Raw genomic sequence first — 25,799 nt, 5'->3', positions numbered from 1 at the left:
GCCGGGCCCCGTGGGGACGGACAGGTCACCGGGCCCTGGACCGTCGAGATCAGACGGTTCCAGGGCCCGGGCCGTCGGAGTCAGGGGGTGGGAGGCTCGGAGGGATAAGGGCTCTCGCCGTCCCGGATCGCCGCGAGCATCCGTGCCGCGTACGCCTGCACAGCCTTGTGCAGGCCGTGGCCGAAACTCACGCGGGCCACCCCGAGGGCCGCGAGCTCGCCGATGGACGGTGTGCCGGGACGGAACAGGATGTTGATCGGTCCGTCGATCCCCTCGACCAGCGCGCGAACGGCCTCCGCCTCGGCCACGAAGATCGGATAGACGCAGTCGGCGCCCGCCTCCAGGTAACCGCGCCCCCGCCGCACCGATTCGGTCAGTCGCTCCTCGGGGCTTCCCGGCCCCTGCATGTAGGCGTCGACTCGGGCGTTGATCACCAGGTCCACGCCCGCGTCGGTCGCGGCACTCCTGACGGCGGAGAGGAAGGCGATCTGCTCGTCGACGTCGATCATCGCGCCCGTACGGGGGTCGGAGTCCTCCAGGTTGCAGCCTGACGCCCCCGCGGCGACGAGCCGCTCGACCAGCTCCGCGGGCTCAAGCCGGTAGCCGCGCTCCATGTCGGCGGTGACGGGCAGGCCGACCGAGCGGCTGATCCTGGCGATCGCGGCCAGCATCTCCTCGACCGGGGTCTCCTCGCCGTCGTCGTAGCCGAGCACCGGGGCGATCGCGGCGCTGCCGGTGGCGATCACCGGGAAGCCCGCCGCCTCGACCGCACGGGCCGACGCGGCGTCCCAGACGTTGGGCACTACCAGCGGACGGCCGGGTACGTGCAGCGCCCGTAGCGCCGTGGCTTTCTCATGGGCCGTCGTCGGCGCGGAACCGCCGGTGTCCTCACTGGTGGAAATGGTCATGGAAGCGACCCTAGCCGGGAAGTGGATCGATCTTAAGCACCAATTCCCAACCAGCCGGTTAGGCCACTTCGCCTCGTTCACCGCATGGAAGAGCCGGACGACCCTCGAGGCGGGGACGCTCTTTCCGAGCGGGAGGGTGAGGCTCTTGGAAGCCTCGGGGCGAGTGGGGGAAGCGACGGTCAGGGGAGAGCCCGGGGACGGGAAAGAACGGACCCCCGGCCCTCGCGGGGCCGGGGGTCGCCAACTCTCCGAATTCGGTCAGGCGCTCTTGCGGCGCTGGGCGCGTAGAATCGCCAGGCGCTCGTTGAGCACCTCCTCCAGGTCCTCGATCGTGCGGCGCTCCAGCAGCATGTCCCAGTGCGTTCGCGGGGGCTTGGCCTTCTTGGCCTCCGGCTGCTCGCCGTCCACCCGGAGGGCGGTCGCGCCGCACATGCGGCACTCCCAGGTCGCCGGGATCTCTGCTTCAGCGGCAAGCGGAACGTCGAATCGATGGCCCTTCGGGCAGGTGTAGGACACCTCTTGGCGCGGGGCCAGATCGGTGTTGCGGTCGTTCTCGTAGCTGGTCGCCCCGAGTCTGGTGCCGCGTAGCGCACGCTCGCCCATGTCTGAATGCCTCCTGAGGGCCCCGTCGTGAGGGGTTCGTCTCCCACGGCGTACAACGCTTGGTACCGTGTGTGGATTCCCACAGACAGGGTGATCCAATCGCACGTTCTTGACCCGGTCTGCGAAGGACCCTTTTTTCTGGGGTTCTCAGATGCGTTCCGGCACCTGGTTTCCGGCCGCTCTGATGGCCTTGGGCAGGTTGATGAGGGCGAGCAGCACGAATCCGAGCACGAAGAAGATCACCAAAGAGATGATTCCCAGGCGATAGCTGTCGGTCAGCTGGAGCGCCAGGCCGAGGGTGAACGAGCCGAGGAACGTCGAGCCCTTGTCGCTGATCTCGTACAGGCTGTAGTACTCCGCCTCCTTGCCCTTCGGGATCACGTGGGAGAACAGCGATCGCGACAGGGCCTGTGTCCCGCCCATCACGATCGCGATGGCGAATCCCAGCGCGAAGAAGGGCAGGGCCGCGCCCTTGGGCAGGAAGTAGGCCACGGCCACCACGGCGATCCAGGCGATCAGCGCGGCCAGCACGACCCGCTTGGCCCCGTACGAGGCGGCGAGCCTGCCGAGCAGCAGGGCGCCGAAGAAGGCGACGAACTGCACCATCAGGATCGCGGCGATCCGTACGGTCTGATCCAGTCCGAGTTCTTTGTCGGCGTAGGTGGCCGAGAAGGAGATGACGGTCTGCACGCCGTCGTTGTAGATCAGATAGGCGACGAGGAAACCCAGGGTGAGCGGGTAGCGCCGCAGCTCCCTGATCGTGCGGCCCAGCTGCCGGAAGCTGCCGGTCATGGCCTGGCCCACGTTCTCCGCGCCCGAGGGGAGCGCCCGCCGGTTGCGCAGCCGCAGCAGCGGGATGATCGTGAACCCGCCCCACCACAGGCCCGCGGACGACAGGGCGATGCGCACGGCCTCGCCCTCGGTGATGCCGAAGTACTCGTGATAGAGGAACAGAGCCAGGTGGACGGCGAGCAGCAGGCCGCCGCCGAGATAGCCGAAGCCCCAGCCCCTGGCGGAGACCTTGTCGCGCTCGTCCGCCGTGGCGATCTCCGGCAGGAACGAGTTGTAGATCACGAACGCGGCGGCGAAGGCGACGCTGGACACCAAAAACAGCGCGCCGCCCAGCAGGTAGCGTCCGTCGGCGACGAACCAGAAGCAGACGGTCGCGCCGGCGCCGAGGTAGGCGAAGAGACCGAGGAGCTCCTTCTTCCTGCCGGTGTGGTCGGCCAGCGCGCCCACGACGGGCATCAGGATGATCTGCAGGATGGCCGCACAGCCCACCACGAAGGAGTAGTAGGCGCTGGGCCGCACGTCGAACCCGATCACGTCCACGTACGGGCGTCCCTGGGCGGCGGTCTCCGCGATCGTCGTCAGGTACGGGCCGAGGAAGACCGTCAGGATGGTGGTCGGGAAGGCGGAGTTCGCCCAGTCGTAGAAGTACCAGCCGCGCTGCTCGCGGCGGCGGGACTGGGGGGAGTCCTCGACGACCTGTTCTGAGGTCATGGGCGGTCCTCGGTCTTTCGGGGGGAGGGGGGAGGGGGGAGGCGGGGAGAGGAGAGGAGAGGGGAAACAGGGGATCGCGGGGATACGGCTTACGCGGCGAGACGGCCCGGATACCACTGGCCGCGAGACTCCAGCACGCCGCGCAGCCCTGAGATGTTGTCGGTCATCAGCCCGTCCACGCCGAGGTCGAGCAGGCGTTCCATCACCCCGGTGTCGTTGACGGTCCACACGTGGATCTGCATGCCGAGCGCGTGCGCCGTGCGGATCAGGGCGGGCGTGGTGATCCGCAGGCCGCGGAAGCCGACCGGCACCTGCGCGCACGGCACCCCGGCGCGGGCCAGGCGGGCGAGCAGGCGGCCGTAGCCGGAGGTGGAGGCGGCGGCGCGCAGGGTCGCCACGCCGCGCGGGCCGAGCGATGAGCACACGTCGCGGCCGATCGCGGCACGGGCCCTGGCGAGCCGCTCCTCCGAGAAGGAGGTGAGGCAGATCCGGTCGTGGGAGGCGGTCCGCCTGACCGCGGCGGCGAGCGGCGCGATGGCCGCCGACTCCTTGACGTCGATGTTGAAGCGCGCCTCGGGCCACGAGCCCAGCAGGTCCTCCATCAGCGGGATCTCGTCCACGCCGCCGATCCGCGCCTCGCGCACCAGCCGGTACGGCAGTCCGGCGATCCTGCCCCTGCGGTCGGTCACCCGGTCCAGGGTGTGGTCGTGGAAGGCGAGCAGCACGCCGTCGGAGGTGGCGTGCGCGTCGGTCTCCAGATACGTGTAACCGAGTTCGACGGCCCGCTCGAAGGCGGGGAAGGTGTTCTCCCTGCCCTCGGCGGCACCACCCCTGTGCGCGAAGGGCAGCGGGCCGGGATGGTCGAGGAAGGCGTAACGGCGTTGCACGTGCAGGAGTATGCCCCCTGCGGGCCGGGCGCGTCATCGCGGGCAGGTGAACGTTTGGATCACAAGGCCCTGAACGGGAGGGGACGGGCAGAGCGGGACGGAGGGCGTGACAGCGGCCGCCCGGCGCCGACCTGACCCGGGGCAAGGCTTTGCCCTGGCCTGCCTATCGCCGTGGATGATGGAAAAACACCTGGTTGTCCACGGGGTGTCTCGCCGTTACGCCCGGTTTTTCCTTCTTCGGGGGCAGGTGGCGTCGAGGCCCTGGTTGTGAGAACGGAGGCCGCGCATGAGCACGGGAAGCACTCCCGGACGCCTGGCGCGCGTGGGCGTCTTCCTCGACGATCGCCTCGGCGCGGCGACGTTCCTCAAGCGGAACATGCGGAAGATCTTTCCCGACCACTGGACGTTCCTGCTGGGCGAGATCGCTCTCTACTCGTTCGTCATCCTGCTGCTGACCGGCACGTTCCTGACGTTCTTCTTCAAGCCCGGCATGAACGAGGTCGTCTACAACGGCTCCTACTCGCCGCTCAGGGGCGTCACGATGTCCGAGGCGTACGCCTCCTCGCTGGACCTCAGCTTCGACGTGCGCGGCGGCCTGCTGATGCGGCAGATGCACCACTGGGCGGCCCTGCTGTTCATCGGCGGCATGATGATCCACATGCTGCGGGTGTTCTTCAACGGCGCCTACCGCAAGCCGCGCGAGCTGAACTGGCTGATCGGCGTCGCCCTGCTGGCTCTCGCACTGTTCGAGGGCCTGACCGGCTACTCCCTGCTCGACGACCTGCTCTCCGGTGCCGGCCTGAGGATCACCGCCGGTGTGGCGCAGTCGCTGCCGGTGGTGGGCACCTGGCTCAGCTTCTTCCTCATCGGCGGCGAGTATCCCGGCCAGGACGTCATCGCGCGCTTCTACTCGATCCACATCCTGCTCATCCCGGCCGTACTGCTGGCACTCATCACCGCCCACCTGATCCTGACGTGGGTGCTGAAGCACACGCAGATGCCGGGCAAGGGCCGCACCAACGACAACGTGGTGGGCGCGCCGACCTACCCCTCCTTCATGATCAAATCAGGCGCCTACTTCATGTTCACCTTCGGCGTCGTCGCGCTGCTCGGCACCTTCGCCCAGATCAACCCCGTCTGGCTGTACGGCCCCTACGTGCCGTCCGACATCTCGGCGGGCACCCAGCCCGACTTCTACCTGGCGCTCCTGGACGGCTCGCTGCGCCTGATGCCCTCCTGGGAGATCAACTTCCTGGGCTTCACGCTGCCGATGAGCGTGCTGATCCCGGCGCTGGTCCCTCTGGGGATCATCCTGACGGGCCTGGCGCTCTATCCGTTCGTCGAGCAGTGGGTCACCGGGGACCGCCGCGAGCACCACATCGTGGACCGTCCCCGCAACAACCCGCACCGCACCGCGATCGGCGTGTCGGCGGTCACGTTCTACGGCGTCCTGTGGCTGATGGCCTCCAACGACGTGATCGCCTCGGTCTTCCACCTCTCGCTGAACAAGATGATCTACATTGGCCGGGTCCTGGTCTTCCTCGGCCCGGCACTGGCGTACCTCGTCACCTACCGGATCTGTGTGGGGCTGCAGCGCCGCGACGCCGACGCCCTCGGTCACGGCGTGGAGACCGGTGTGATCAAGCGCCGGCCCACGGGTGAGTACTTCGAGGTCCACGTCCCCTCCCTCGAATCCATCGAGGCCCAGGTCCGAGGCAAGGAGCCGGTCCCGATCCTCGAAGGGGCGGCCGAGGAGGGCGGCGGGGACGGCGGCCCGCCGCGCGGAGGGAAGTACCACCCGCTGCGTGAACTCCGCGCCAGGATGAGCAGGGCGTACGGCGGCGAGAAGGTCCCGCTCGGCGACGGGGATCACGGCGGTCACGACGGTCACGACGGGCGTGAAGGGCGTGAGGGGAGCGGCGGGCACGACGGGCGCGACCGCGCCGGGCGCGCGGCCGTCGGCCGCGGAACGGAGGAGAAGAGGTCGCCGTGACCGGCCGGGGCGGTCGCTCCTCGGGCGGCACCTCGCCCGTCGAGGGCCGTCACTCCTCGGCGGGCACCTTGCCCGACCACTCCTGGCGGCGGGCCTCCGCGATCGCGATCGCCGCCGCCACCGCGACGTTGAACGACCCGACCCGGCCGACCTGAGGGATGTAGCAGACGCCGTCGGCGGCCTCCAGCAGCGCGGGGGAGCAGCCGTGGTCCTCGCTGCCCACCACCAGGCACACGTCGCCGTCGAGCCTGGCCTCGGACAGAGGCACCGCGTCGCCGGTGAGTTCCACCGCCACCACGGCGAACCCGTCCTCCTTCGCCGCCCGTACGGCCTCCAGGACGGGGACCGGCTCCTCCCAGGCCACCAGCCTGTCGGTGCCCAACGCGGTCTTCTGCGCCTTGGGGTTGGTCGGCGGGGTGGCGTTGCCCGCCAGCCAGACCCGCTCCACACCGAAGGCGGCGGCCGTGCGGAAGATGGAGCCGATGTTGAACGGGCCGGTCACCGACTCCAGGATCAGAGCCAGCCGCCCTTCGGTGTTCCTCCGCCAGGTGCGGTTGAGGCGTTTGACATCGGTCGGGCGCAGTTGCCTGCGCGGATTCGCCGTCATTGGTCGTTCACTGTTTCTCGTCGTTCCTCGTTGGTTCCGGGTTCGTTCAGAGTTCGTTCAGGGGTCGTTCCGCGCTCGGTCCGCGGTGACCGTGTCTCGTCGTGTCTCACCACTTCAGGGCCGCTCAGTGCCGCTCAGTCGCCACCCGGTGCCATCCGGTGTCGGGAGTCCTCGGCGCCTCTGGTGCCCGCCGGAGAACGGCCGCTCACGGCGCGGGGTCCGTCCCCGGGCGCGCCTCCACCCGGAGGATCCGGTACGAGGAGCGGGAGGCCACGCGCTCGGTGGGCCAGCCCCGCTCGTTCAGCCAGCGCTGCAGGGAGTCGGAGCCCAGGTGTTTCTGGACGACCAGGTGGGCGACGCCGTCGGGGGTGAGACGCGACAGCCAGCGGGTCAGCATCTCGTGCATCGCGGCCTTGCCGATGCGGATCGCGGGGTTGGACCAGATGGCGGAGAAGCGCACCTGCGGGGGGACCTCGTCGACATGCATCGACCTTACTTTGTCAAGGGAGGCGGCTCTGGCGTTTCTCGCGCACAGCTCGACCGACCTGCGGTTGACGTCCACCGCCCAGACCGTCGCCTCCGGGGCACGCGAGGCCATCGTCAGCGCGATCGGCCCGTAGCCGCAGCCCAGGTCGAGCAGGTCACCGCTCGGTGGGGGAGGCGGGACGCTCTCCAGCAGGATCCGGGTGCCCTGGTCGACACGCTCGGCGGAGAACACCCCGCTGTCGGTCTCCAGCTTCAGATGAAGGTCGGGGAGCACGAGCGTGACCGAGCCGGGACGGCCCGCGGTCTCCGGACGCTCCTCGAAGTAATGTGCCACGTCGTAGAACGTTACCAACGGCGGGGACCGGCTCAGGGCGGCCACGACGCCGAAGGCGCGGGACCACCCCGTACACCCGCCCCGCTCCCGGCCGGTCGGCGGAGACGGGAGCGCCCGCCCTCACCCGCCGCCCCAGCCGTATGTCCGCCCCGACGTGTGAGATCAGGGGATCCGCGACCCCAGCAGCAAGGCCACTCCGGCGGTCACCAGCCCGGCCAGGATCGCCGCCACCACGAACCACTGGGTGATCTCCTGGTTGACCGTCCGGTAACCCAGCGAGGTGCCGATCTGCTCGTACACCTGCCGCAACTGGCTGCCCGACTCCGCCTCGTAGGCCCGGCCGCCGGTGCCGTCCGACAGGGTCTGCAGGGTGGCCTTGTTCACCGGCACGTTCACGTCGCGGCCGTCGATCGAGACCGTGCCGTCCTGGGTGCCGTAGGCGATCGTGGAGACCGGCACCCGTGAGTTCATCGCCGTCTCGATCGCCTCAGCCACCGAGCGGCCCGAGGTGTTGTCGCCGTCGGACAACAGCACGATCGCGGCCGGAGGCGGGTCGGTCACCGCCTGCTGGTCGAAGGAGCGCAGCGACTCCAGGGAGCTGAAGACCGCCTCGCCGATCGCGGTGCCCGCCCGGGTGCTGAGATTGCCGAGGGAGGTGCTGACCGCCTGGTGGTCGGTGGTGGGTGAGATCACGACCGAGGCGGAGCGGGCGAAGGCGACCAGCCCGACGTTGAACCGCTCCGGCAGGTCGGCGACGAACTTCTGGGCGGCCTCCTTGGCCGCGGTGATCCGGTTCGGCTGGACGTCGCCGGCCTCCATCGAGAGCGAGACGTCCAGCGCGATGATGATCGTCGCGCGGTCGCGGGGGATGCGTACCGAGTCGGCGGGGCGGGCCGCCCCCACGATCAGGAGGCTCATCATGACGAGGAACAGCGCGGGGGCCACATGCCGCCGCCAGCCGGGCCCCGCGGGGGACACCAGCGCCAGCAGAGGCAGGTTGGTGAACCGCAGCGCGTAGCGGCGCCGGGCGAACTGGGCGGCCACGTAGCCGGCCACGAGCAGCGCCAGCGCGGCGAACAGCCACAGCCAGACCGGAGAGAGGAAGGTCACCGGGTCGCTCCCGATCTTGGGGGCCGATGGGTCAGGTGTGCCATACGGCGCTGCCGCAGCACGAACTGGGCGATGTCGAACACCCAGTCGCGGTCGGTGCGCAGCACCAGGTGGGCCACCCCGCAGCGGCGCAGCGCCATCCGGTTGGTCATCCGCTGCGCGGCGGCGGCCTCCGCGTACGCGTGGCGGACCTTGGGGGTGAGCTGGATCTGGCGGTTCCTGCCCGTCTCGGGGTCGGTCATGGTGACCAGCCCCACCGGTGGCAGCTCCAGCTCGCGAGGGTCGATCACTTCGACGGCCAGCACCTGGTGGTGGGCGGCCAACCGGCGGATCGGCCGCTCCCAGGGCAGCTCCAGGCCGGGATCGAGGGTGGGCTCGGGGTCGAGGAAGTCGGAGACGATCACTCGAAGACCGCGCCGCCGCCGCGCCGAGGCGAGGATCTCGATCGCCTCGGCCAGGTCCGGGGCATCGGCGACGGCACGGCCCCTCGGGGCGTCCATCAGCGAGTGCAGCAGGCCGTACAGGGCCGGGCGGCCGCTCCTGGCGGGCATCCGGTGGACGTACTCGTCGTGCAGGACGTAGGTGCCGAAGCGGTTTCCGATCCGGCCGGACAGGAAGCCGATCGCCCCGACGGCGGCCACGACCAGATCCCGCTTCTCCATGTCGGCGGTGCCGAAGTCCATGCTGGGCGACAGGTCCGCCAGGGCCCAGGTCTCCAGTTCCCGGTTGGCGATCAGGTCGCGCACGTGCGGGACGGTCGTGCGCGCGGTCACCGCCCAGTCCATCCGCCGGATGTCGTCCTCGCCGGGCACGTAGACCCGGCTGTCGCCGAACTCGCTGCCCGGACCGGGCAGGAGCCCCTGGTGGGCCCCCTGCAGCAGCCCGTCCAGGCGCCGGACGATGGTGAGCTCCAGCCGCCGCAACGCCTGCTCGGCTGTGTTTGTTTGCGACGCTTCGCGTCGCGGTGAGGCCGCTCTTACCCGGCTCCTTCCCTCGTCGCTCATCCGCTTCGCTCCTTCGCTCCTCAGTCCAGTCCCCGGCGCGGCCTCACGTGCTGGTCGGCGACGCTTCGCGTCGCGGTTCGGCCGCTCTTGTCCGGCTCCTTCCCTCGTCGAGGAAGGTCGTTCGTTCCTCACGACCTTCCTCTCCTCAGTCCAGTCCCCGGCGCGGCCTCACGGCCCTCTTCGGTCCAGCCCTCCTGGGCCTTACAGCCTTTTTCCGGGGGGTTACCGGGGGCCCTGGTTCCAGACGACCAGGGGGGGTGGTACCGCGGCGAGGATCTGGCGGACCACCTCCTCGGGGTCGATCCCGTCGGCCAGGGCGTCGAAGGTGAGCATCAGCCGGTGGGACATCACGTCCACCGCCACGTCGCGCACGTCGTCGGGGAGCAGGTAGTCACGGCCGCGCAGCAGCGCCAGGCCGCGGCCCGCGGCGACCAGGCCGAGGGTGGCCCGAGGGCTGACGCCGATCTCGATGTTCTCCTGCAGCTCGGCCAGGCCGTAGTCGGCGGGGGAGCGGGTGGCCATCACAAGCCTGACCACGTAGTCGGCGACGAGCTGATGGACCGACACCTGGTCGGCCATGGACTGCAGCGCGGCCAGCCGCGCGGGGTCGAGTACCGCTCTGGGGGTCGGCGGTGTCACGCTCATCCGGTGCAGGATCTCCAGCTCCTCATGGGCGCTGGGGTGGCTGACGCGGACCTTGAACAGGAACCGGTCGCGCTGGACCTCGGGGAGGGGGTAGACGCCCTCGGATTCGATCGGGTTCTGGGTGGCCAGCACGATGAACGGCTTCGGCAGGGAGTGGGTCTCCCCGGCCAGGGTCACCTGCCGCTCGGCCATGACCTCCAGCAGCGCCGACTGTACCTTCGCCGGGGCCCGGTTGATCTCGTCGGCGAGCAGGAAGTTGACGAAAACCGGGCCGAGCTCGACATCGAAGGCCTCGCGGGAGGGGTGGTACACCCGGGTTCCCACGATGTCGCTGGGGACCAGGTCGGGAGTGAACTGGATGCGGGCGAACTCCCCGCCGACCACCGTGGCCAGGGTCGAGGCCGCCAGGGTCTTGGCCACCCCGGGCACGCCCTCCAGCAGGCAGTGACCTCGGGCGAGGAGTGCCACGAGCAGCCGCTCCACCATGTGTTCCTGCCCGACGATGACCCGCCGGACCTCGGCCAGGGCGTCGCGCAGCAATCCGGTGTCGGTCTCGCGCGGCAGTTCTTCGGCGACGGTCATGTCGGTATTCCATCAAATGAAGTGGCGGCTCGCACGGCGGGCTCGCTCCGTATTTCCTGACAGTGCCCGCATAGGGCCCGCATAGGGCCCGCAGCGGGACCCGGCGGGTTCGTGTGCCGGTCCTGCCGCAGGTCCGGCGGGTTCCGTTCGGAGTCCCGTCGGGTGGTCGATCCCGGTCCCCGTGAAGCGTGGTGCGATCGGCGGGGTGTGCTTTCATGTCAGACGTGGCCACTCCACTCCAGTACGGTGATCCGCCCCAGTTGGGGCCCTTCGTCGTGCAGGCCCGTCTGCGCGTGGGACCCGCGGGTCTGGTCTACCTCGGGTTGGCGCCCGATGGCCGGGCCGTCTCGGTCGCGGTGCTGACCAAGGGGGCGGCGCTCGACCCGGCGGCCCGTGACCGTTTCGTCACCGGGGTCCGCGAAGCGACGGCGAGCCGTTCCGGCGTACGGGGCTGGATGGCCTGGGCGACGCGCACGCGTACCGCCGTGGCCGATGCGGTCCCGCAGGTGCTGGCGATGGACGGTGGGAGCGCCCCGTGGGTGGCCACGCCGTATGAGCCGGACCGGGCGGGGGCGGAGCGGTTCCTCGAGGCGGTGCTGGTCAGCGGCACGCTGATCGGTGAGCAGCACGGCCCTGACTTCGCGCCGCACTGGGTGGGTGACCGCTCCCCGGCGCTGCCACCGCCGCCCAAGGGCGCGCCGCCGCCGACCGAGACCCGCCGGTCCGTGATCATCGCGGGGGTCGTGCTGACCGTGCTGCTCGTGCTGCTGGCCGTGATGGTCTGGCTTCTGTTGCGCAGGGAAGACGATTCCGAGCCGTTGCCGAGGCCGCTGCCGCCCACGGTGTTCGTCCCGACCCCGCCGCCGGTCCCGGCGACACCCGAGCCCGGCGAGCCTACGCCGTCACCGTCGCCGAGCCAGAGCGGGACCGGAACGCCAGGGCCGGATCGGGGCGACGAGAACGAGGGCGAGCCGATCTAGGGAGGCCCATCCGGGGATGTCCGGCGGACTCGGGCCGGATGCGCCCGTCGAGCTTGAAGCGAGCCGGATGGGTGTCCGGACGGAGAGATCGCTCGGGTCTTTCTCCTGGTGAGTGACCGTCTGGGCACGTTCGTCGCGGATGTCGACGGCGTATCCCGGTGAGGCGGGGCGTCGAGTCCGAAGCGAGCCGGTGGACGTCCTCACGGGGGTTTTCTCTCGTCCTTGCACTCGCTTACGAGTACTCATATTTGACTATGTCACCTACTCGTGTTTGAGTAGTCGCATGAGTAGTACGCGACTGTTCATCCTGGGGGCGCTGGCTCGCCGGGGACCGATGCACGGTCATCAGATCCGGCAGAGCGCGCAGACGGACCGGACCGAGTTGTGGACCGACATCAAGGTCGGCTCCCTGTACGGGGCGCTGCACCGCATGGAGGCCGAGGGGGTGATCGAGACGGTGCGCACCGAGCAGCAGGGCAACCTCCCGGCGCGGACCGTCTACGCGATCACCGAGGACGGCGCGCTGGAGCTGGAGTCGCTGCGTGAGGCGGCCCTGCGTGACACCCGGCTGCGGCCCGATCCCGTGGACCTCGCTCTTCAGCTCAGCGCCGACATGGGCGAGCGGGAGCTGAGGGCCGTCCTCGAGGACCGGCATCGCAGGCTCACCGCCGAGCTCCAGAGCTGGCAGCGGCTGAGGGAGGCGGCCACCCCCCACCTGCGCGGCCTAGAACCGCTCGGCTTCGACCACACCCTCATCCGCCTGCGGGCGGAGATCACGTGGCACGAGACGCTGCTTGAGGAACTGCCCCGGCTTCTCGGCGCCACCGGTGGATCCCCGGAAACGCCCTCCGATGCCACCCCCGACGAAGACGAAGGAGGAGCCTGACATGCCCGCCGAACCACTCGACGTCCTCGTCGTCGGAGGTGGCATAGGAGGGCTGGCGCTGGCTCAGGCACTACTGCCCTCAGGGGTGAACGTCCAGGTCTACGAGCGTGCGCGCGAGGCCGCCGACTGGGTGCAGGGCTACCGCATCCACATGAACCAGATCGGCAGCAGGGCCCTGCACCGCTGCCTGCCGCGCCCGCTGTGGGAGGCGTTCCTCGCCACCTCGGGCCACCCCGGCCCCGGCTTCGGCTTCCACACCCACCGGCTGCGCGAGCTCGTGTTCGTGGAGGAGAGCGTGATGACCGGCGGGGCCGCCGATCCCTCCGGAGGCCAGTACGCCGTCAGCCGCACCACCCTGCGCAGGCTCCTGCTCGCCGGTCTGGAGGGCGTCGTCCACCACGGTAAGACGTTCCAACGCTACGAGACGAGACCGGACGGCAGGGTCACCGCCTTCTTCGCCGACGGCACCTCGGCCACCGGTGATGTGCTGGTCGGCGCGGACGGCGCCGACTCGCGCGTACGCGGGCAGTATCTGCCGGGGGCCCGTCGCGTCGACACCGGCGCGCTCGCGATCGGCGCCAGGTTGCCGCTGGACGACCGGGTTCGTGGGTGGCTGCCACGAAACCTTGCCGACGGGCTCAATCTCATCCTGCCGCCGAGCGGGAGCGCGATGTTCACCGCGGCCTTCAACGGCAGGCGCAGGGCGGAGAGCCTCCTCGCCCAGGGGAGCGGCCTCGGTTTCGTCCGCGGAGCCGGGCCGGCCGCCGGGGAAGGGGATGGGGCCGGTCTGGAGACCGATCTCGCCGGGTTCGGGCTCGACCTGAGGGCTCTGGCCGACGATCTTCAGGACTACGTGCTGTGGGCCTTCGTCGCCCCTCGTGGGATCTATCCGGCAGGGACCGCGGACCTCGACGGTGGCGGGCTCAGGGATCTGGCCGGGACGATGACCTCCGGCTGGCATCCCGCCCTGCGCCGCCTGGTCGCCGAGGCCGATCCGGCCAGCGTCCGGTTGATGCCGTTCAAGACCTCCGTCCCCGTCGGCCGCTGGCCCACGACGACGGTGACACTGCTCGGGGACGCCATCCACAACATGACCCCCGCGATGGGCTTCGGCGCCAACACGGCGCTGCGCGACGCCGCGCTGCTGGCGAGCAGGCTGGTGGCGTTCCAACGGGGTCGGGGCACCCTGGCGGAGGCCGTCGGCGGCTACGAGGCCCGGATGCGTGAGTACGGCTTCGGAGCCGTCCGCACCTCCGCGAGATTCACGAATTTCATGATCTCCCGTAGTCCTCTCGTCCGGCACGGCGCGAAGACCTGGTTCCGCCTGTGTGACGCCCTGCCGCCGGTCAGGCGGATGAGTTTCGGGCACCTGTGGACCGACGGCGCGACCGGGGAAGGGTAGGCGCGGCCAGGGGCACAGGGGCATCGCGCGGGGGACGCTCAGGGGCGCGCCCCCCGTAAACCGCCGCCCTTTTTCGTGAAGATTTTTTCCTTTGTCGCTATAAAGCGCCTTATGTCGGATAAGGAGCCCGTGTGTCGGTATGTACTTGGCACGCCGAAGCGACCGCGGCAGGGAAAGGAAACGTTGTCATGACGGATGTGTCGAGCATGGGCCCCCAGTCGGGTGATGACCGCCCGGTCCTGACCAACCGTCAGGGGCACCAGGTCTACGACAACCAGAACCAGCGCACGGTCGGCGCGAGGGGCCCGGCCACGCTGGAGAACTACCAGTTCCTGGAGAAGATCAGCCACTTCGACCGCGAGCGCATCCCCGAGCGGGTGGTTCACGCCCGGGGGGTGACCACTTACGGCCACTTCGAGGCCTACGGCAAGCTCGGCGACGAGCCGATCAGCCGCTACACCAGGGCGAGGCTCTTCCAGGAGGCGGGCAAGCGGACCGACGTGGCCGTGCGCTTCTCCACGGTGATCGGCGGCAGGGACTCCTCGGAGGCCGCCCGCGACCCCCGCGGGTTCGCGGTGAAGTTCTACACCGAGGACGGCAACTGGGACCTCGTCGGCAACAACCTGGGGGTCTTCTTCATCAGGGACGCCATCAAGTTCCCCGACGTGATCCACGCGCTCAAGCCGGACCCGGTGACGTTCAGGCAGGAGCCGGGACGGATCTTCGACTTCATGTCGCAGACGCCGGAGAGCATGCACATGATCGTCAACCTGTTCAGCCCACGCGGCATCCCCTCCGACTACCGGCATATGCAGGGATTCGGGGTCAACACCTACAAGTGGGTGAACGCCCAGGGCGAGACCCACCTGGTCAAGTATCACTGGATGCCCAAGCAGGGCGTGCGCAGCATGACCGAGGAGGACGCCGCCGTCGTCCAGGGGCAGGATCTCGGGCATGCCACCAAGGACCTGCACGAGGCGATCAACCGCGGCGACTTCCCCGAGTGGGAGCTGCTGGTGCAGATCATGAGCGACGACGACCACCCCGAGCTGGACTTCGATCCGCTGGACGACACCAAGGTGTGGCCCGAGAACGAGTTCCCGCCCATGCCGGTCGGCAAGATGGTCCTCAATCGCAACGTGGCCAACAATTTCGCCGAGAACGAGCAGATCTCCTTCGGCACCGGGGTTCTGGTCGACGGGCTCGACTTCTCCGACGACAAGATGCTGGTGGGCCGTACGTTCTCCTACAGCGACACCCAGCGCTACCGCGTGGGGCCCAACTACCTGCAGCTGCCGGTCAACCAGGCCAAGAACGCCGAGGTGCGCACCAACCAGCGCGACGGCCTGATGACCTATCACGTCGACGGGCAGGGCGAGAACCCGCACGTCAACTACGAGCCGTCGATCACCGGAGGGCTCAGGGAGGGGCAGAGCCCCGCCCACGACGAGCAGGGCCCGCTCATCTCGGGCCGGGTGACCCGTAAGCGCATCCCGCGTACCAACGACTACACGCAGGCGGGCCAGCGCTACCTGCTGATGGAGGAGTGGGAGCGCGACGACCTCGTGCGGAACTTCGTCGACCTGATCTCCCAGGCCTCGCGCCCGGTTCAGGAGCGCATGGTCTGGCATTTCCTGATGGTCGAGGACGATCTCGGCCTCAGGGTCGGGGAGGGGCTCGGGATCAGCCCCGACGACGTCTCCCATCTGGAGCCGCTGGCGAGCCAGGACCTGAGTGACGAGGACCGTGAGCGGATGTCCAGACTGGGCAAGAACGGGCCCCGCCCGGTGGAGGGTATGAAGATGACCCACTGCGTGCCCAACGAGCGGGCGCGGGCGGAGCGTTAGCGAACCGCCGCCGGGCCGGAGCGAACCGTACTCCGGCCCGGCGGCGGAAGGCGTGGGCCGGTGCTCGGGGACGGCGTCCCGCGGGCGCGGGGAGATGATCCATCCGCCCCGGAAGCCCGCCGACCAGGACCTTCAGCCAGGGAGAGATCCTCGGTCAAGAAGGCCCGATTTTTCCGCTTAAAAGGTATGAATGCCATTACAGCGGGCACGCGATTCTCAATCCGAGACGCCGACATCTGAGCCGTTCCCACTCCCAATTGGATCGCCATGCCTGTTAAGAGCAACGTCATTCCGATCATCCACTGGTCTCGCCGTTCGTCCTGTCTCAGCGAGGACCCCGAACTGTTCTTTCCCGTGTCCTATGAGGGGCCGGGCCGTGAGCAGTACGAGCGCGCCAGGGCGGTGTGCCGCCTGTGCCCGGTGCGCGGGCGTTGCCTGGAGTACGCGTTGAACACCCAGCAGATGTACGGCGTGTGGGGAGGCACCACCCCGGAGGAGCGCAGGGCCACCATGACCAGGGCGAAGCGGCAGGTCAGGTAGCGCGGCCTTCCTTGTCAACGGGCCCGTCGGCGCCGCCCGCCCGGCGCCCGGTCCGGTCCGCCCGGAGCCGACCGGTTCACCGCGGCCTCCCCGGGCTCACGGCGCCCTGGGGGTCCTCGGCCTCGCCACGATCTCCGGATTCGCCGACGAGGGCGCGGAAACGGGCGGCGTTGCGCTGGGAGTTGTCCGCGCAGCAGTTGTTGAAGAGCACATGGGTGATCTCGGCGCCCTCCGCGAGCTTCTTCACCCTCGCCGCCCAGCGGGCGAGCTCCTCCTCCGAGTACAGGTACGCGAAGCGCTCGTCGACGTTCTTGCTGGTCCACTTGTCGGAATGCCCGTGCATCCGTACCACGGCGAGGTCGGAGGTCGCGGCGAGGACCGGCGGGACCGACGAGGCGTGCCCCTGAGGCATGTCGACCCCCACGTACGCGAGGTCGTGCCCGGCGAGAAAGGCGAGGGTGTCCTCACGGTTCTCCTCGCTCATCCAGGTGCGGTCGCGGAACTCGACACTGACGCGCATCGGTGCGCAGCGCCGGGCGCATTCCAGGATGTGGCGCCTGTTGCCCTCCCCGATCGGGAACCACGGCGGGAACTGGAAGAGCACCGCCCCCAGCTTGCCGGCCTCGTGCAGCGGGCCCAGCGCGTCGAGGAAGCGCCGCCAGACCTCGTCCAGGATCTCCGGTGGCACGTCCTTCGGGTAGAGGTTGCGCCCCTGTGGCGCGCCGAGGCTCTCCCGCAGGTCCTTGTAGAGGGAGGCGGGCCGGGTGGGGTGCCCGGTGAGCATGGAGAACGCCTTGATGTCGAAGGTGAAGCCGGCGGGGGTGCGGTCGCGCCAGGCCTCCACGGTGCTCCGCGACGGCGGATGGTAGTAGGTGGCGTCCACCTCGACGACCGGGAACCGCGTCGCGTAGTAGGCGAGGCGTTTCGCCGGGGTGGAGGCGTCCTCGGGATACCAGCCGGACTCCAGCAGTGAGCGGTGGGTCCACGAGGCCGTGCCCACACAGATCCTGCCCATGTTCCCGTCCTCCCTGACAGACCCGGCGCGTCTCCCGCTCCCGACGTTCCTCCGCCCGGTGACGGCTCCCGGCCGGGAGCGGGGCCGTCGCGGCGCCGGGTTCTACGGCCTCCCGCCGACGCCGCCGGCGAGTTCGCCCAGGCGTGCGGGACCTCCGGTGCGCGGCGACAGCGGCGGGGTGTCCATGCCCTCCGCGCTTCGCAGCCCTTCGAACAGCTCCCTCATCGCGTCCACCGCCGTGTGGCGCGGCTGCCAGCCCAGTTCGGTGCGGGCACGGCCGGTGTCCATGATCGGCATCCTGAGCACCAGATCGACCAGGTCGGGCGAGGCGGGGATCAGCCTCAGCCGCCAGGCCGCGGCGACGGTGCTCCTGAGCGCCCAGCCCGAGACGGGCACCAGCCGGGCACCGAGCAGCTCGGCCAGCACCGAGGGCTCGATCACCGGGTCGGCGGCGATGTTGAAGGCTCCCGACACCGGCCGGGTGACCGCGAGCCGGTAGGCCTCGCCGACATCGTCGCCGTGGACCGTCTGGAAGCGGAGTTCGGGGGTTTCGGGCACGAACGGGATCAGGCCCGGCCGTACCAGCCGCTGCGGCATGAACGGCCCGCCGAACAGGCGCCGCTGCCCGACCGCCGCCTCCCGCTTGAAGATGAAGCCCGGCCTCAGCCGCACGACCCTGATGTCCGGGTGGTCGCGCTCGAACAGGTCGAGCACCCGCTCCACGTAGGCCTTCTCCCGGCCGTAGGCGGCGCCGGGCCAGCCGTGGGTCGGCCAGTCCTCGGTGACCGTCAGGTCCTTGGGCGCCGAGGAGTAGGCGCCCACCGAGGAGGCGTGCACGAGCGCGGAGACACCCGCCCGCGCGGCGGCGTCGAAGACCCTGATGCTGCCCAGGACGTTGTTCCGCCAGGTCGTCACGGGGTCGCGGGTGGGCTGGAACAGCCACGCCAGATGGACGACCGCGTCGGCCCCCTCCAGGTGCGGCGCCAGGTCGCCGCCGGCGACGTCCACGGTCCGCCAGGTGGTCTTGGGAGGGTCCCACTCCGGTCGCCTGCGGGCCAGGCCCACGATGGATGTGACATTCCGATCGGCCGCGAGGGCGGACACCACGCTCGTGCCCACGTTTCCCGTCGCGCCCACCACTGCTACTCGCATGCCTACCGGGTGCCCCGGGAGGGGGCGGCGAATCCCCTCCCGGTGACCGCTTTGCCGTACGGGGAGCTGATCCGGCGCTGGGTGACCGTCGCGCCGGACCGGTGGGGGATCCGTCGCCCGCGCGATGCCGGACGCGGCGGGCACGACATCGAGCCGCCACGGGTGTCCGTCAGGGTCCCCATCGCCCCCATCGCCCTGCCCGAGATGCCCGCCGTGCCCGTCCTACGCGGGCGCGAGGCCGGGGTCAGCGCCGGGGGGACGGCCAGGGGTTGGGACGGCAGCCGTGCAGGGACTTGGTCTGCTGGAGCATCACCGGTGCCCGCCGGCCGCGCCCCGGGCAGGACACGTGGCCGTGGCCGAGACCGTGGCCGACCTCGTGGCTGATCACGTACTCGCGGTAGGAGGCCACGTCGCGGCCGTAGCCGCGCGCCCCGCTGTTCCAGCGGACCGCGTTGATGACCGCGCGCTCGCCGTTCCAGCAGGAGAGTATGCCGTTGGTCCGCATCGGCAGGCATCGCCTGTCGGTCGTCCGCGGGCTGCTCAGGGAGACCCTGATGCTCGCCGGGCCGCGGGGCACCCGCTTGAACCGGTATCCCCAGCCGCGCCGGTCGTTGAGGATCCGGTGCACCTCGGCGGCGAACTCCTCCGCCTCGAACGGCAGGCCGCGCTCGACCTCCACGATGTACCGGATCACCTTGCCCTTCCTCCCCTTGGGAGGGGCGGCCTCGCCGGGGGCGACGGCGTAGCGGCCCTTGGCCGCCCGGGGCACCTTCATCCTCAGCGGCTGCTGGCGGCCGTTGGCGAGCAGGAGCGGCTCCTTGGCGGGTGACAGGGGCGCGGCCGTGTCCTGCGGCTGAGGCGGCGGGGTCGGCGTCTGGGGAACCACCGGTATGCCGGGCGGGGCGGCGTCGGGGGGAGGTGCGGGCCTGTCGGGAACGGGGTCGAGGCTACCGCTCAGCACCGTGGCCCCACCGGCTGTGAACGTGACCACGATGCTCAGCGCGAGAAGCAACAGAACGGTCTTAGGGTCACGTCTCTTTTCGTTCCTGGACATAGACCGTAAACCCTATTGCCCCTTGGAGGTAACTCATCAAATCAGGAGCAAATCCATCATATGCAGCCAGCGCAGGGGCATTTCGCGGCATGCCAACGGCGACCGCACGCATGCGGTCGCCGTTGGATCAAAGGGGAGCGGACTCAGCGGGGTCCGCGTGGACTCGACAGACGGATCGCCGCCGGCACCGCGGCCCGGCCCTGGACGGGACGGGATCTCACCGGCCCGAGGCGATCAGCTTCCTGGCCTCTCCCGGATCGTCGGTGGCCAGGGCGAGCCGGGCGTTCTCGCGGCACCGCTCCAGGGAGTGGGCGGCGAGACTCTCCCGTACCGCGGGGACGCCGGGCGCGGACATCGACAGGCTGGTGACCCCCAGCCCGACCAGGACCGTCGCCAGGAGCGGGTCGGCCGCAGCCTCGCCGCACACGCCGACCGGCTTGCCAGCCGCCTGTCCGGCCGCCGCGCAGTCGGCGATCAGCTGGAGCAGTGCGGCCTGCCACGGGTCGAGCAGGTCGGCGAGTTCCCCGTGCTGACGGTCGGAGGCGAAGGTGTACTGGCTCAGGTCGTTGGTGCCGATGCTCAGGAAGTCGAGCTCCTCCAGCAGGCGTCCGGCGCGCAGCGCGGCGGCCGGAACCTCGATCATCGCCCCGACCCGCGCGATGCCCCGGGCGCGTGCCCGCGCGGCGAAGTCGGCGGCCTCGGCCACCGTCGTCACCATCGGTGCCATCACCCACGCTTCGGCCCCGGTCGCGCGGGCGGCCTCGGCGATGGCGTCGAGCTGGGTGTCGAGCACCTCCGGCCTGACCCGGGAGACCCGAAGTCCCCGGATGCCCAGCGCGGGGTTGGTCTCCTCGGCCAGTCCGAGGAACGGCAGCGGTTTGTCCGTGCCCGCGTCGAGGGTGCGGACCACGACGTGCCCGCCGCCGGGTGCGGCACGGAGGACCGCGGCATAGGCGGCCACCTGCTCCTCGTAGGTCGGCTCCTCGCGCCGGTCCAGGAAGAGGAACTCCGTGCGGAACAGCCCCACCCCCTCGGCGTCGAATCCCCCGGCCCCCTCCGCGGAAGGGGTGTGGCCCGAGGGGGTGAGGTCGGCCGCCGAGCCGACGTTGAGCAGCAGCTTGACCGGGTGGCCGTCGGAGGTCCGCCCGGGGCCACGGCTGGTGGCCTTCCTGAGGCGGTCTTCCTCGGCCCGGCGCTGGACCGCGGTGGCGGCCTCCTCGCCGATGCCGACCTCCACCTCGCCCAGCTGGCCGTCGACCGAGATCCACGTTCCCTCGCCGATGTCGTCGGCTCCCCGGCAGGCGACCACGGCGGGCAGGCCGCGGGCGCGGGCGAGGATGGCGGTGTGGCTCGTCGGGCCGCCCTTCTCGGTGACGAGGGCGAGAACGGACCCGGGATCCAGGTTCACCGTGTCGGCGGGGGAGAGATCCCCGGCGACCAGGACGAACGGGTGGCCGGGGTCGGGCACCCCGGGGACGGGCAGGCCCAGCACCGCCGCCACGGCCCGGTTGCGGATGTCGTCGAGGTCCGCGGCGCGTTCGGCGAAGTAGCCGCCCGCCTCCAGCAGTGCGCGCCGGTGATGGGCGCAGGCCTCGTCGACGGCGTGCGCGGCGTTCCGGCCCGACCTGACGCTCGTCTCCACGGACTCGTGCAGGCCGGGGTCGTCGGCGATGAAGGACTGCGCCTCCAGGATCGCCTTCGCGTCGGCGTCGGGCGCCTTCTCCGCGCGCGCCGCCAGCTCCGCGGCCGTGGCCCGCAGCGCGTCCAGCGCCAGAGCGAGCTCGGCGTCGGCGTCGGTGACGGGGGAGGGTGCGGGCAACTCCGGCGGACCCGCCATCCGGCAGACCCGTCCGGCGGCCCGGCCCGGGCTCACGCCCAGGCCGTTGAGCGTCTCAGCCACGGGAGTTCTCTTCGGCGTCGAGGTCACGGGCGAGCAGTTCGGCGAGGGAGTCGAGCGCCTCGTCGGCTCCCGCTCCCTCCGCCTCGAGCGTGACCTCCGTGCCGTGCGTGGCGCCCAGTGCCAGTACGGCGAGCATGCTGTTGGCCGGTACGGGTTTGCCCTCTCCGACACGGATGCGGACGGGCACCCCCTGCTTGCCCGCGGCCTGCACGAAGATCTTCGCGGGCCGGGCGTGAAGGCCCGTGCTTGAGGCGACGACCACTGTCCTCTCCGGCATCTCCGGTTCTCCTTCTGCGCTTTGTGCGCGTTCTGCGAGTGGTGCGAGCTTGACGGGCCTGTGCCGGTTGTGTGCCGGGCCCCTCCCACCTGGTCCGGTGGGAGGGGCCCGGCGGGCCGGCACCGGTCAGGGTTCGATGGTCACCTTGATGGCCTCGCCCCTGCTGACGATGTCGATGCCCTCAAGGACCTCCGTGAGCGGCAGCCGATGCGTGATCAGGTCGGCGACCGGCACCGAGCCGTCGGCGATCAGCCGCAGAGCCTGGGCGTTGTGCGCCGGGCTCGACCCGTTGGCGCCGACGATGGTCAGCTCCCGGTAGTGGACCAGGTTGGAGTCGCACCGGATGATCGGGTTGTCCTTGGGCAGGCCGCCGAAGAAGCTGATCCGCCCCTGGCGGGCGACCATCTGCAGCGCCTGCTCCTGGGCCGCGCCAGCGGCGGCGGCGGTGATGACGACGTCGGCCCCCCTGCCCTCGGTCAGTTTGAGCACCTGCTCGACGACGTCCTCACCGTGGACGACCGCGTCCGGGTGGACCAGCTTGGCGGCCATCTCCAGCCGCCCGGCGTTGATGTCGACGAGGAAGACGCGTGCCGCGCCCCGCGCACGGGCCAGCCGCACGTGCAGGCAGCCGATCGGGCCGGAGCCCATGATCACCACGTCGTCGCCCTCGCCCACGCGGGCCAGCTCCTGGCCGTTGAGCACGCAGGCCAGCGGCTCGGCCACCGACGCCTCGGCGAAACCGATCTCGTCGGGAATGCGGTTGACGCCGTTGACCGCGAGGACCTTCGCCGGGATGATCATGTACTCGGCGAAACCACCGTCGTAGTGGTAGCCCATCGACTCCTGGTTCGGGCAGACGGTCATCCGGCCCCGGCGGCACTCCGGGCACGTACCGCAGGGGATCGCGGCGATCACCTGCACCCGGTCACCCGGGGCCCACTCGCCGGCGTCGACGGCCTCGACCACCTCGCCGGCGATCTCGTGCCCCATCACCCTGGGCGGATGGATGTGGTGGTGGCCGTGCTTGAGGATCTTCGCGTCGGTGCCGCAGGTCGAGCAGTTGCGCACGCGTATCTTGATCTCGCCTGGTCCGGTGACGGGTTCCGGCGCCTCCTCGACGCGGATGTCGCCGGGGGCGTAGAAACGGGCGACCTTCACTGTGCTTCGTCCTCTTCGTTCGGTTGCAGCAGCCGGACCACCTCGGCGACTTCCGTCGCCTCGCGAAGGGCCCGGGCCTGGTCGGGATCCATCAGGATCTGGGCGAGTTCGGCGAGCAGCCGCACGTGGCCGTCACCCTTGGCGGCGATGCCGATGCACACTGTCACCTGCTCGCCGTCCCAGTCGACGCCCTCGGGGAAGCGCACGAAGCTGATGGCGTCGTACAGGACCGCGTCCTTGCCGGCCAGGGTGCCGTGCGGGATGGCGACCCCCTCGCCGACGTAGGTGGAGATCGACCGCTCCCGTTCGAGCATGGTGTCGATGTACTCGCTCTCCACCGCGCCGACGGCGAGCAGGGCCTCTCCGCACTGCAGGATCGCGTCGTCCCGGCTGGCGGCCGAGGCCGCCAGCCGGATGGCGCGTGGGTCCAGCGGCAACGGTGCCGTCTCAGGCATTGACGGTGCCGCCGCTCTTGATCGTGCTGACCAGCTTGGTCACCGCGGGGTCTCCGATGAAGACCTGGAACGGGATCAGCACCTTGTCCGGGGCTCCGGCCCGGGCCCGGCTCGCCAGTCCGGCGTGGCAGAGCACCACGTCGGCGTCGGCGGGGATCGTGTTGACCGGGGTGTGCTCCACCGCGATGTTCTGCGGCTTCAGCTGCTTACGGAGCTGGCTGGCGAGCATGACGCTGCTGCCCATTCCCGCGTCGCAGGCGACGACGATCTTGTGGATGTCCTTGCTCTCGATGCTGGCCATCGATTAGGCCTCCTTGACGGTGGGTGCGGTCTGCGGCTCTTCGACGCTCTCCCCACTCTCCTCACTGTCGTCCTTGCCGCGCCCGAAGCCGAGGAGCGCCGCCGCGACGGCGAAGGAGACGAGCGTGGCGGCGGCGACGCCGGCGATGGTGCCGAACAGTCCACCCCTGGGGGTCACCGCGAGGAAGGCGAAGATGCTGCCGGGCGACGGCGTGGCCACCAGCCCGGCCCCGGTCATGAGGAAGACCAGGACGCCCGTGGCGCCACCGGCGATGACCGCGAGGATCAGCCGGGGCTTCATGAGCACGTAGGGGAAGTAGATCTCGTGGATGCCGCCGAAGAAGTGGATGATGATCGCGGCGGGGGTGCTGGGACGCAGCGCGCGGGGGCCGAAGAACATGAAGGCGAGCAGCAGGCCGAGGCCGGGGCCGGGGTTCGACTCCAGCATGAACAGGATCGACTTGCCGTCCTCGGCCGCCTGGGCGATGCCCAGCGGGCCCATCACGCCGTGGTTGATGGCGTTGTTGAGGAAGAGCACCTTGGCGGGCTCGATGACGATCGAGGCGATCGGCAGCAGGTTGTTGTTGATCAGCCAGGCGACCGCGTCACTCGCGACCGCGGTGATCGAGGCGACGACGGGGCCGATGGCCTTGAGTCCGACCAGGGCCATGGCGCCGCCGATGATGCCGGCGCTGAAGTTGTCCACCAGCATCTCGAAGCCGGCCTTGACGCGGTCGGCGATGAGTCCGTCGAACAGCTTCAGGAGGTACGCGGTGAGCGGACCGATGATCATCGCGCCGAGGAACATCGGGCTTTCCGCACCGGCGACGATGCCCATGGTGGCGACGGCGCCGACCACGGCGCCGCGCTGGCCGTGAACCATCCGACCGCCGGTGTAGCCGATCAGGACCGGCAGCAGCGTCGTGACGATCGGCCCGACCAGGGTGGCGAAGTCCTCGTTGGGCAGCCAGCCGGTGGGGATGAACAGGGCGGTGATCAGGCCCCAGGCGATGAACGCGCCGATGTTCGGCATGATCATCCCGGCGAGGTATCCGCCGAAACGCTGAATAACTGCTCGCGCCCCGGTTCCTGTGACAGTTGGGGTGTATTCACTCATGTGGTTCTGCTCCTTCCGGGGCGGTCGGCGGTTAGGCCGACCTGGGGGGTGGATCTGTGCCGCTGTCAGCCCTCGGGCCGCAGCGGCAGGGTGGGATCGGCTCCGGTGACGCTCACGTCGTCACGATGGATGTGGTGTGGGGATGGCATCCGGCTTCCCGGTAGCCCGACCGCGGCGGTCGCCCAGGCCAGCGCCTCCACCAGCGCGCGCTCGCCTCGCGCCCCGCCCGCGAGGAAGCCCGCGAGCATGGCGTCGCCGGCACCGACGGTGCTGCGTGGTTCGGCCACCGGGCACTGGCCGTGCCAGATCTGGTCGTCCTGCAGCAGGATCGCGCCGTCGGCGCCCAGACTGGCCAGGACGGTGCCCGCGCCTCGCGCCCGCAGGTTCTCCGCGGCCTTGATGGCGTCGCCCAGGGACGAGATGACGATCCCTGTGGCCTCGGCAAGCTCCTCCCGGTTGGGTTTGACCAGGGCGGGAGCCTCGGCGAGCGCCGAGACGAACGCGGGTCCGCTGGTGTCGACCGCGACGTTGATGCCCGCGCCGCTGAACCGCTCGCACAGGCGGGCGTAGACGTCGGCGGGCACCTCGGGCGGGAGGCTGCCCGAGGCGACCACCCAGTCCGCGGAGCTGGCCGCGCCGAGCACCGCCTCGGCGATGGTGTCGAGTTCGGTCGGCGACAGGGCCGTTCCCGGTTCGTTGATCTTGGTGACCGTGCCGTCGGGCTCGGCCAGTGCGACATTGGACCGGGTGGCCCCGCCGACGGGGACGGTGATCATCTCGATGCCCTCGGCCGAGAGCAGGCTCACCAGTCGGCGGCCCTCGTCGCCGCCGAAGGGGACGACCGCGCACGAGCGGACCTGGTTGGCCAGCAGCGCGCGGGAGACGTTGACGCCCTTGCCGCCGGGGTCGAGGTGGGTGGCGGCGGCGCGGATGACGGCCCCGCGGGTCATCGACCCGACCTCGATCGTGCGGTCCAGGCTGGGGTTGAGGGTCAAAGTGACGATCATGCCGGGACCACCTTGGTCGTACGGTTCCGGCGGGTGCCGAGGGGGGC

At 70.4% G+C, this 25,799-nt stretch carries 25 protein-coding genes; 6 read left to right on the top strand and 19 right to left on the bottom strand.

What is annotated here, in order from left to right; all coding sequences use genetic code 11:
* Positions 1-80: 80 nt before the first annotated feature.
* The 4 genes from AB0B96_RS08475 to AB0B96_RS08460 form a co-directional block, all read right to left on the bottom strand.
* On the bottom strand, positions 81-908 hold the full coding sequence (locus tag AB0B96_RS08475) for an isocitrate lyase/phosphoenolpyruvate mutase family protein (RefSeq protein WP_350948340.1): 828 nt from the start codon (positions 906-908) through the stop codon (positions 81-83).
* A 258-nt stretch (positions 909-1,166) separates the two neighbouring features.
* Positions 1,167-1,511 carry an RNA polymerase-binding protein RbpA gene (locus AB0B96_RS08470; protein WP_350948341.1) on the bottom strand — a complete coding sequence of 115 codons (345 nt, stop codon included), beginning with the start codon at positions 1,509-1,511 and terminating at the stop codon, positions 1,167-1,169.
* Positions 1,512-1,658: 147 nt separating this feature from the next.
* Positions 1,659-3,014 carry an MFS transporter gene (locus tag AB0B96_RS08465; protein ID WP_362897217.1) on the bottom strand — a complete coding sequence of 452 codons (1,356 nt, stop codon included), beginning with the start codon at positions 3,012-3,014 and terminating at the stop codon, positions 1,659-1,661.
* A gap of 89 nt (positions 3,015-3,103) precedes the next feature.
* On the bottom strand, positions 3,104-3,901 hold the full coding sequence (locus AB0B96_RS08460; RefSeq protein WP_350948343.1) for a glycerophosphodiester phosphodiesterase family protein: 798 nt from the start codon (positions 3,899-3,901) through the stop codon (positions 3,104-3,106).
* A gap of 286 nt (positions 3,902-4,187) precedes the next feature.
* Between AB0B96_RS08460 and AB0B96_RS08455 the strand changes: the two genes are divergently transcribed.
* The gene (locus tag AB0B96_RS08455; protein WP_362897216.1) at positions 4,188-5,894 is read left to right on the top strand and encodes a ubiquinol-cytochrome c reductase cytochrome b subunit; all 1,707 of its coding nucleotides are present in this window, start codon (positions 4,188-4,190) and stop codon (positions 5,892-5,894) included.
* Between the two features lie 49 nt (positions 5,895-5,943).
* Here the strand turns inward: AB0B96_RS08455 and AB0B96_RS08450 are convergent, their stop codons facing one another.
* From AB0B96_RS08450 to AB0B96_RS08430, 5 genes are all read right to left on the bottom strand, one after another.
* Positions 5,944-6,501, bottom strand: coding sequence for a TrmH family RNA methyltransferase (locus tag AB0B96_RS08450; protein WP_362897215.1), 558 nt, complete (start codon positions 6,499-6,501; stop codon positions 5,944-5,946).
* 205 nt (positions 6,502-6,706) lie between these two features.
* Complete coding sequence (locus AB0B96_RS08445) at positions 6,707-7,321, bottom strand: methyltransferase (protein ID WP_350948346.1); 615 nt, start codon at positions 7,319-7,321, stop codon at positions 6,707-6,709.
* A gap of 162 nt (positions 7,322-7,483) precedes the next feature.
* A complete protein-coding gene (locus tag AB0B96_RS08440) occupies positions 7,484-8,431 on the bottom strand; it encodes a VWA domain-containing protein (protein WP_362897214.1) in 948 nt (315 codons plus the stop codon).
* Positions 8,428-9,435, bottom strand: a complete 1,008-nt coding sequence (locus AB0B96_RS08435; RefSeq protein WP_362897213.1) for a DUF58 domain-containing protein — start codon at positions 9,433-9,435, stop codon at positions 8,428-8,430. The genes AB0B96_RS08440 and AB0B96_RS08435 overlap by 4 nt, the downstream gene beginning before the upstream one ends.
* A 222-nt stretch (positions 9,436-9,657) precedes the next feature.
* Positions 9,658-10,662, bottom strand: coding sequence for a MoxR family ATPase (locus tag AB0B96_RS08430; protein ID WP_350948349.1), 1,005 nt, complete (start codon positions 10,660-10,662; stop codon positions 9,658-9,660).
* A 215-nt stretch (positions 10,663-10,877) separates the two neighbouring features.
* Between AB0B96_RS08430 and AB0B96_RS08425 the strand changes: the two genes are divergently transcribed.
* The 5 genes from AB0B96_RS08425 (at position 10,878) to AB0B96_RS08405 (ending at position 16,317) form a co-directional block, all read left to right on the top strand.
* Positions 10,878-11,642, top strand: a complete 765-nt coding sequence (locus AB0B96_RS08425; RefSeq protein WP_362897212.1) for a hypothetical protein — start codon at positions 10,878-10,880, stop codon at positions 11,640-11,642.
* A 283-nt stretch (positions 11,643-11,925) separates the two neighbouring features.
* A complete protein-coding gene (locus tag AB0B96_RS08420; RefSeq protein WP_362897211.1) occupies positions 11,926-12,528 on the top strand; it encodes a PadR family transcriptional regulator in 603 nt (200 codons plus the stop codon).
* Between the two features lies 1 nt (position 12,529).
* On the top strand, positions 12,530-13,930 hold the full coding sequence (locus AB0B96_RS08415) for an FAD-dependent monooxygenase (RefSeq protein ID WP_362897210.1): 1,401 nt from the start codon (positions 12,530-12,532) through the stop codon (positions 13,928-13,930).
* Between the two features lie 188 nt (positions 13,931-14,118).
* Complete coding sequence (locus AB0B96_RS08410) at positions 14,119-15,777, top strand: catalase (RefSeq protein ID WP_362897209.1); 1,659 nt, start codon at positions 14,119-14,121, stop codon at positions 15,775-15,777.
* A gap of 267 nt (positions 15,778-16,044) precedes the next feature.
* Positions 16,045-16,317 (top strand): WhiB family transcriptional regulator, encoded by a 273-nt coding sequence (locus AB0B96_RS08405; RefSeq protein WP_350948354.1) that lies wholly within the window; start codon positions 16,045-16,047, stop codon positions 16,315-16,317.
* Positions 16,318-16,393: 76 nt separating this feature from the next.
* Here the strand turns inward: AB0B96_RS08405 and AB0B96_RS08400 are convergent, their stop codons facing one another.
* The 10 genes from AB0B96_RS08400 to pfkB form a co-directional block, all read right to left on the bottom strand.
* Positions 16,394-17,332, bottom strand: coding sequence for a DUF72 domain-containing protein (locus AB0B96_RS08400; protein ID WP_362897208.1), 939 nt, complete (start codon positions 17,330-17,332; stop codon positions 16,394-16,396).
* A gap of 102 nt (positions 17,333-17,434) precedes the next feature.
* Positions 17,435-18,484, bottom strand: coding sequence for an NAD-dependent epimerase/dehydratase family protein (locus AB0B96_RS08395; protein WP_362897207.1), 1,050 nt, complete (start codon positions 18,482-18,484; stop codon positions 17,435-17,437).
* A gap of 244 nt (positions 18,485-18,728) precedes the next feature.
* Positions 18,729-19,496 carry a DUF3152 domain-containing protein gene (locus tag AB0B96_RS08390; RefSeq protein ID WP_362897206.1) on the bottom strand — a complete coding sequence of 256 codons (768 nt, stop codon included), beginning with the start codon at positions 19,494-19,496 and terminating at the stop codon, positions 18,729-18,731.
* Positions 19,497-19,755: 259 nt separating this feature from the next.
* Positions 19,756-21,438 carry a phosphoenolpyruvate--protein phosphotransferase gene (gene ptsP, locus AB0B96_RS08385; protein WP_362897205.1) on the bottom strand — a complete coding sequence of 561 codons (1,683 nt, stop codon included), beginning with the start codon at positions 21,436-21,438 and terminating at the stop codon, positions 19,756-19,758.
* On the bottom strand, positions 21,431-21,715 hold the full coding sequence (locus tag AB0B96_RS08380) for an HPr family phosphocarrier protein (RefSeq protein WP_350948358.1): 285 nt from the start codon (positions 21,713-21,715) through the stop codon (positions 21,431-21,433). The genes ptsP and AB0B96_RS08380 overlap by 8 nt, the downstream gene beginning before the upstream one ends.
* A 126-nt stretch (positions 21,716-21,841) precedes the next feature.
* Positions 21,842-22,873, bottom strand: coding sequence for a zinc-dependent dehydrogenase (locus AB0B96_RS08375; protein WP_350948359.1), 1,032 nt, complete (start codon positions 22,871-22,873; stop codon positions 21,842-21,844).
* Complete coding sequence (locus tag AB0B96_RS08370; protein ID WP_362897204.1) at positions 22,870-23,328, bottom strand: PTS sugar transporter subunit IIA; 459 nt, start codon at positions 23,326-23,328, stop codon at positions 22,870-22,872. The genes AB0B96_RS08375 and AB0B96_RS08370 overlap by 4 nt, the downstream gene beginning before the upstream one ends.
* Positions 23,321-23,629 carry a PTS lactose transporter subunit IIB gene (locus AB0B96_RS08365; protein WP_350948361.1) on the bottom strand — a complete coding sequence of 103 codons (309 nt, stop codon included), beginning with the start codon at positions 23,627-23,629 and terminating at the stop codon, positions 23,321-23,323. Before AB0B96_RS08365 ends, AB0B96_RS08370 begins: the two co-directional genes overlap by 8 nt.
* 3 nt (positions 23,630-23,632) lie before the next feature.
* The gene (locus tag AB0B96_RS08360; RefSeq protein WP_362897203.1) at positions 23,633-24,745 is read right to left on the bottom strand and encodes a PTS mannitol transporter subunit IICB; all 1,113 of its coding nucleotides are present in this window, start codon (positions 24,743-24,745) and stop codon (positions 23,633-23,635) included.
* A gap of 65 nt (positions 24,746-24,810) precedes the next feature.
* On the bottom strand, positions 24,811-25,752 hold the full coding sequence (pfkB, locus tag AB0B96_RS08355) for a 1-phosphofructokinase (protein ID WP_350948363.1): 942 nt from the start codon (positions 25,750-25,752) through the stop codon (positions 24,811-24,813).
* Positions 25,753-25,799 lie beyond the last annotated feature (47 nt).

This window comes from Streptosporangium sp. NPDC049046 (assembly GCF_040649155.1).
Classification (GTDB): Bacteria; Actinomycetota; Actinomycetes; order Streptosporangiales; family Streptosporangiaceae; genus Streptosporangium.
The sequence above is the reverse complement of the archived record's forward strand: the minus strand, read 5'-3'. Positions and strand labels throughout refer to the sequence as shown.

Bases quoted from the DNA above. Each gene is read 5' to 3' on its own strand.
- AB0B96_RS08380 (WP_350948358.1), bottom strand. From the start codon at position 21,715: ATGCCGGAGAGGACAGTGGTCGTCGCCTCAAGCACGGGCCTTCACGCC.
- AB0B96_RS08400 (WP_362897208.1), bottom strand. From the start codon at position 17,332: ATGGGCAGGATCTGTGTGGGCACGGCCTCGTGGACCCACCGCTCACTG.
- AB0B96_RS08420 (WP_362897211.1), top strand. From the start codon at position 11,926: ATGAGTAGTACGCGACTGTTCATCCTGGGGGCGCTGGCTCGCCGGGGA.
- AB0B96_RS08435 (WP_362897213.1), bottom strand. From the start codon at position 9,435: ATGAGCGACGAGGGAAGGAGCCGGGTAAGAGCGGCCTCACCGCGACGC.
- AB0B96_RS08360 (WP_362897203.1), bottom strand. From the start codon at position 24,745: ATGAGTGAATACACCCCAACTGTCACAGGAACCGGGGCGCGAGCAGTT.
- AB0B96_RS08475 (WP_350948340.1), bottom strand. From the start codon at position 908: ATGACCATTTCCACCAGTGAGGACACCGGCGGTTCCGCGCCGACGACG.
- AB0B96_RS08370 (WP_362897204.1), bottom strand. From the start codon at position 23,328: ATGCCTGAGACGGCACCGTTGCCGCTGGACCCACGCGCCATCCGGCTG.
- AB0B96_RS08465 (WP_362897217.1), bottom strand. From the start codon at position 3,014: ATGACCTCAGAACAGGTCGTCGAGGACTCCCCCCAGTCCCGCCGCCGC.
- AB0B96_RS08425 (WP_362897212.1), top strand. From the start codon at position 10,878: ATGTCAGACGTGGCCACTCCACTCCAGTACGGTGATCCGCCCCAGTTG.
- AB0B96_RS08395 (WP_362897207.1), bottom strand. From the start codon at position 18,484: ATGCGAGTAGCAGTGGTGGGCGCGACGGGAAACGTGGGCACGAGCGTG.
- AB0B96_RS08455 (WP_362897216.1), top strand. From the start codon at position 4,188: ATGAGCACGGGAAGCACTCCCGGACGCCTGGCGCGCGTGGGCGTCTTC.
- AB0B96_RS08430 (WP_350948349.1), bottom strand. From the start codon at position 10,662: ATGACCGTCGCCGAAGAACTGCCGCGCGAGACCGACACCGGATTGCTG.
- AB0B96_RS08450 (WP_362897215.1), bottom strand. From the start codon at position 6,501: ATGACGGCGAATCCGCGCAGGCAACTGCGCCCGACCGATGTCAAACGC.
- AB0B96_RS08410 (WP_362897209.1), top strand. From the start codon at position 14,119: ATGACGGATGTGTCGAGCATGGGCCCCCAGTCGGGTGATGACCGCCCG.
- AB0B96_RS08415 (WP_362897210.1), top strand. From the start codon at position 12,530: ATGCCCGCCGAACCACTCGACGTCCTCGTCGTCGGAGGTGGCATAGGA.
- AB0B96_RS08365 (WP_350948361.1), bottom strand. From the start codon at position 23,629: ATGGCCAGCATCGAGAGCAAGGACATCCACAAGATCGTCGTCGCCTGC.
- AB0B96_RS08405 (WP_350948354.1), top strand. From the start codon at position 16,045: ATGCCTGTTAAGAGCAACGTCATTCCGATCATCCACTGGTCTCGCCGT.
- pfkB (WP_350948363.1), bottom strand. From the start codon at position 25,752: ATGATCGTCACTTTGACCCTCAACCCCAGCCTGGACCGCACGATCGAG.
- AB0B96_RS08470 (WP_350948341.1), bottom strand. From the start codon at position 1,511: ATGGGCGAGCGTGCGCTACGCGGCACCAGACTCGGGGCGACCAGCTAC.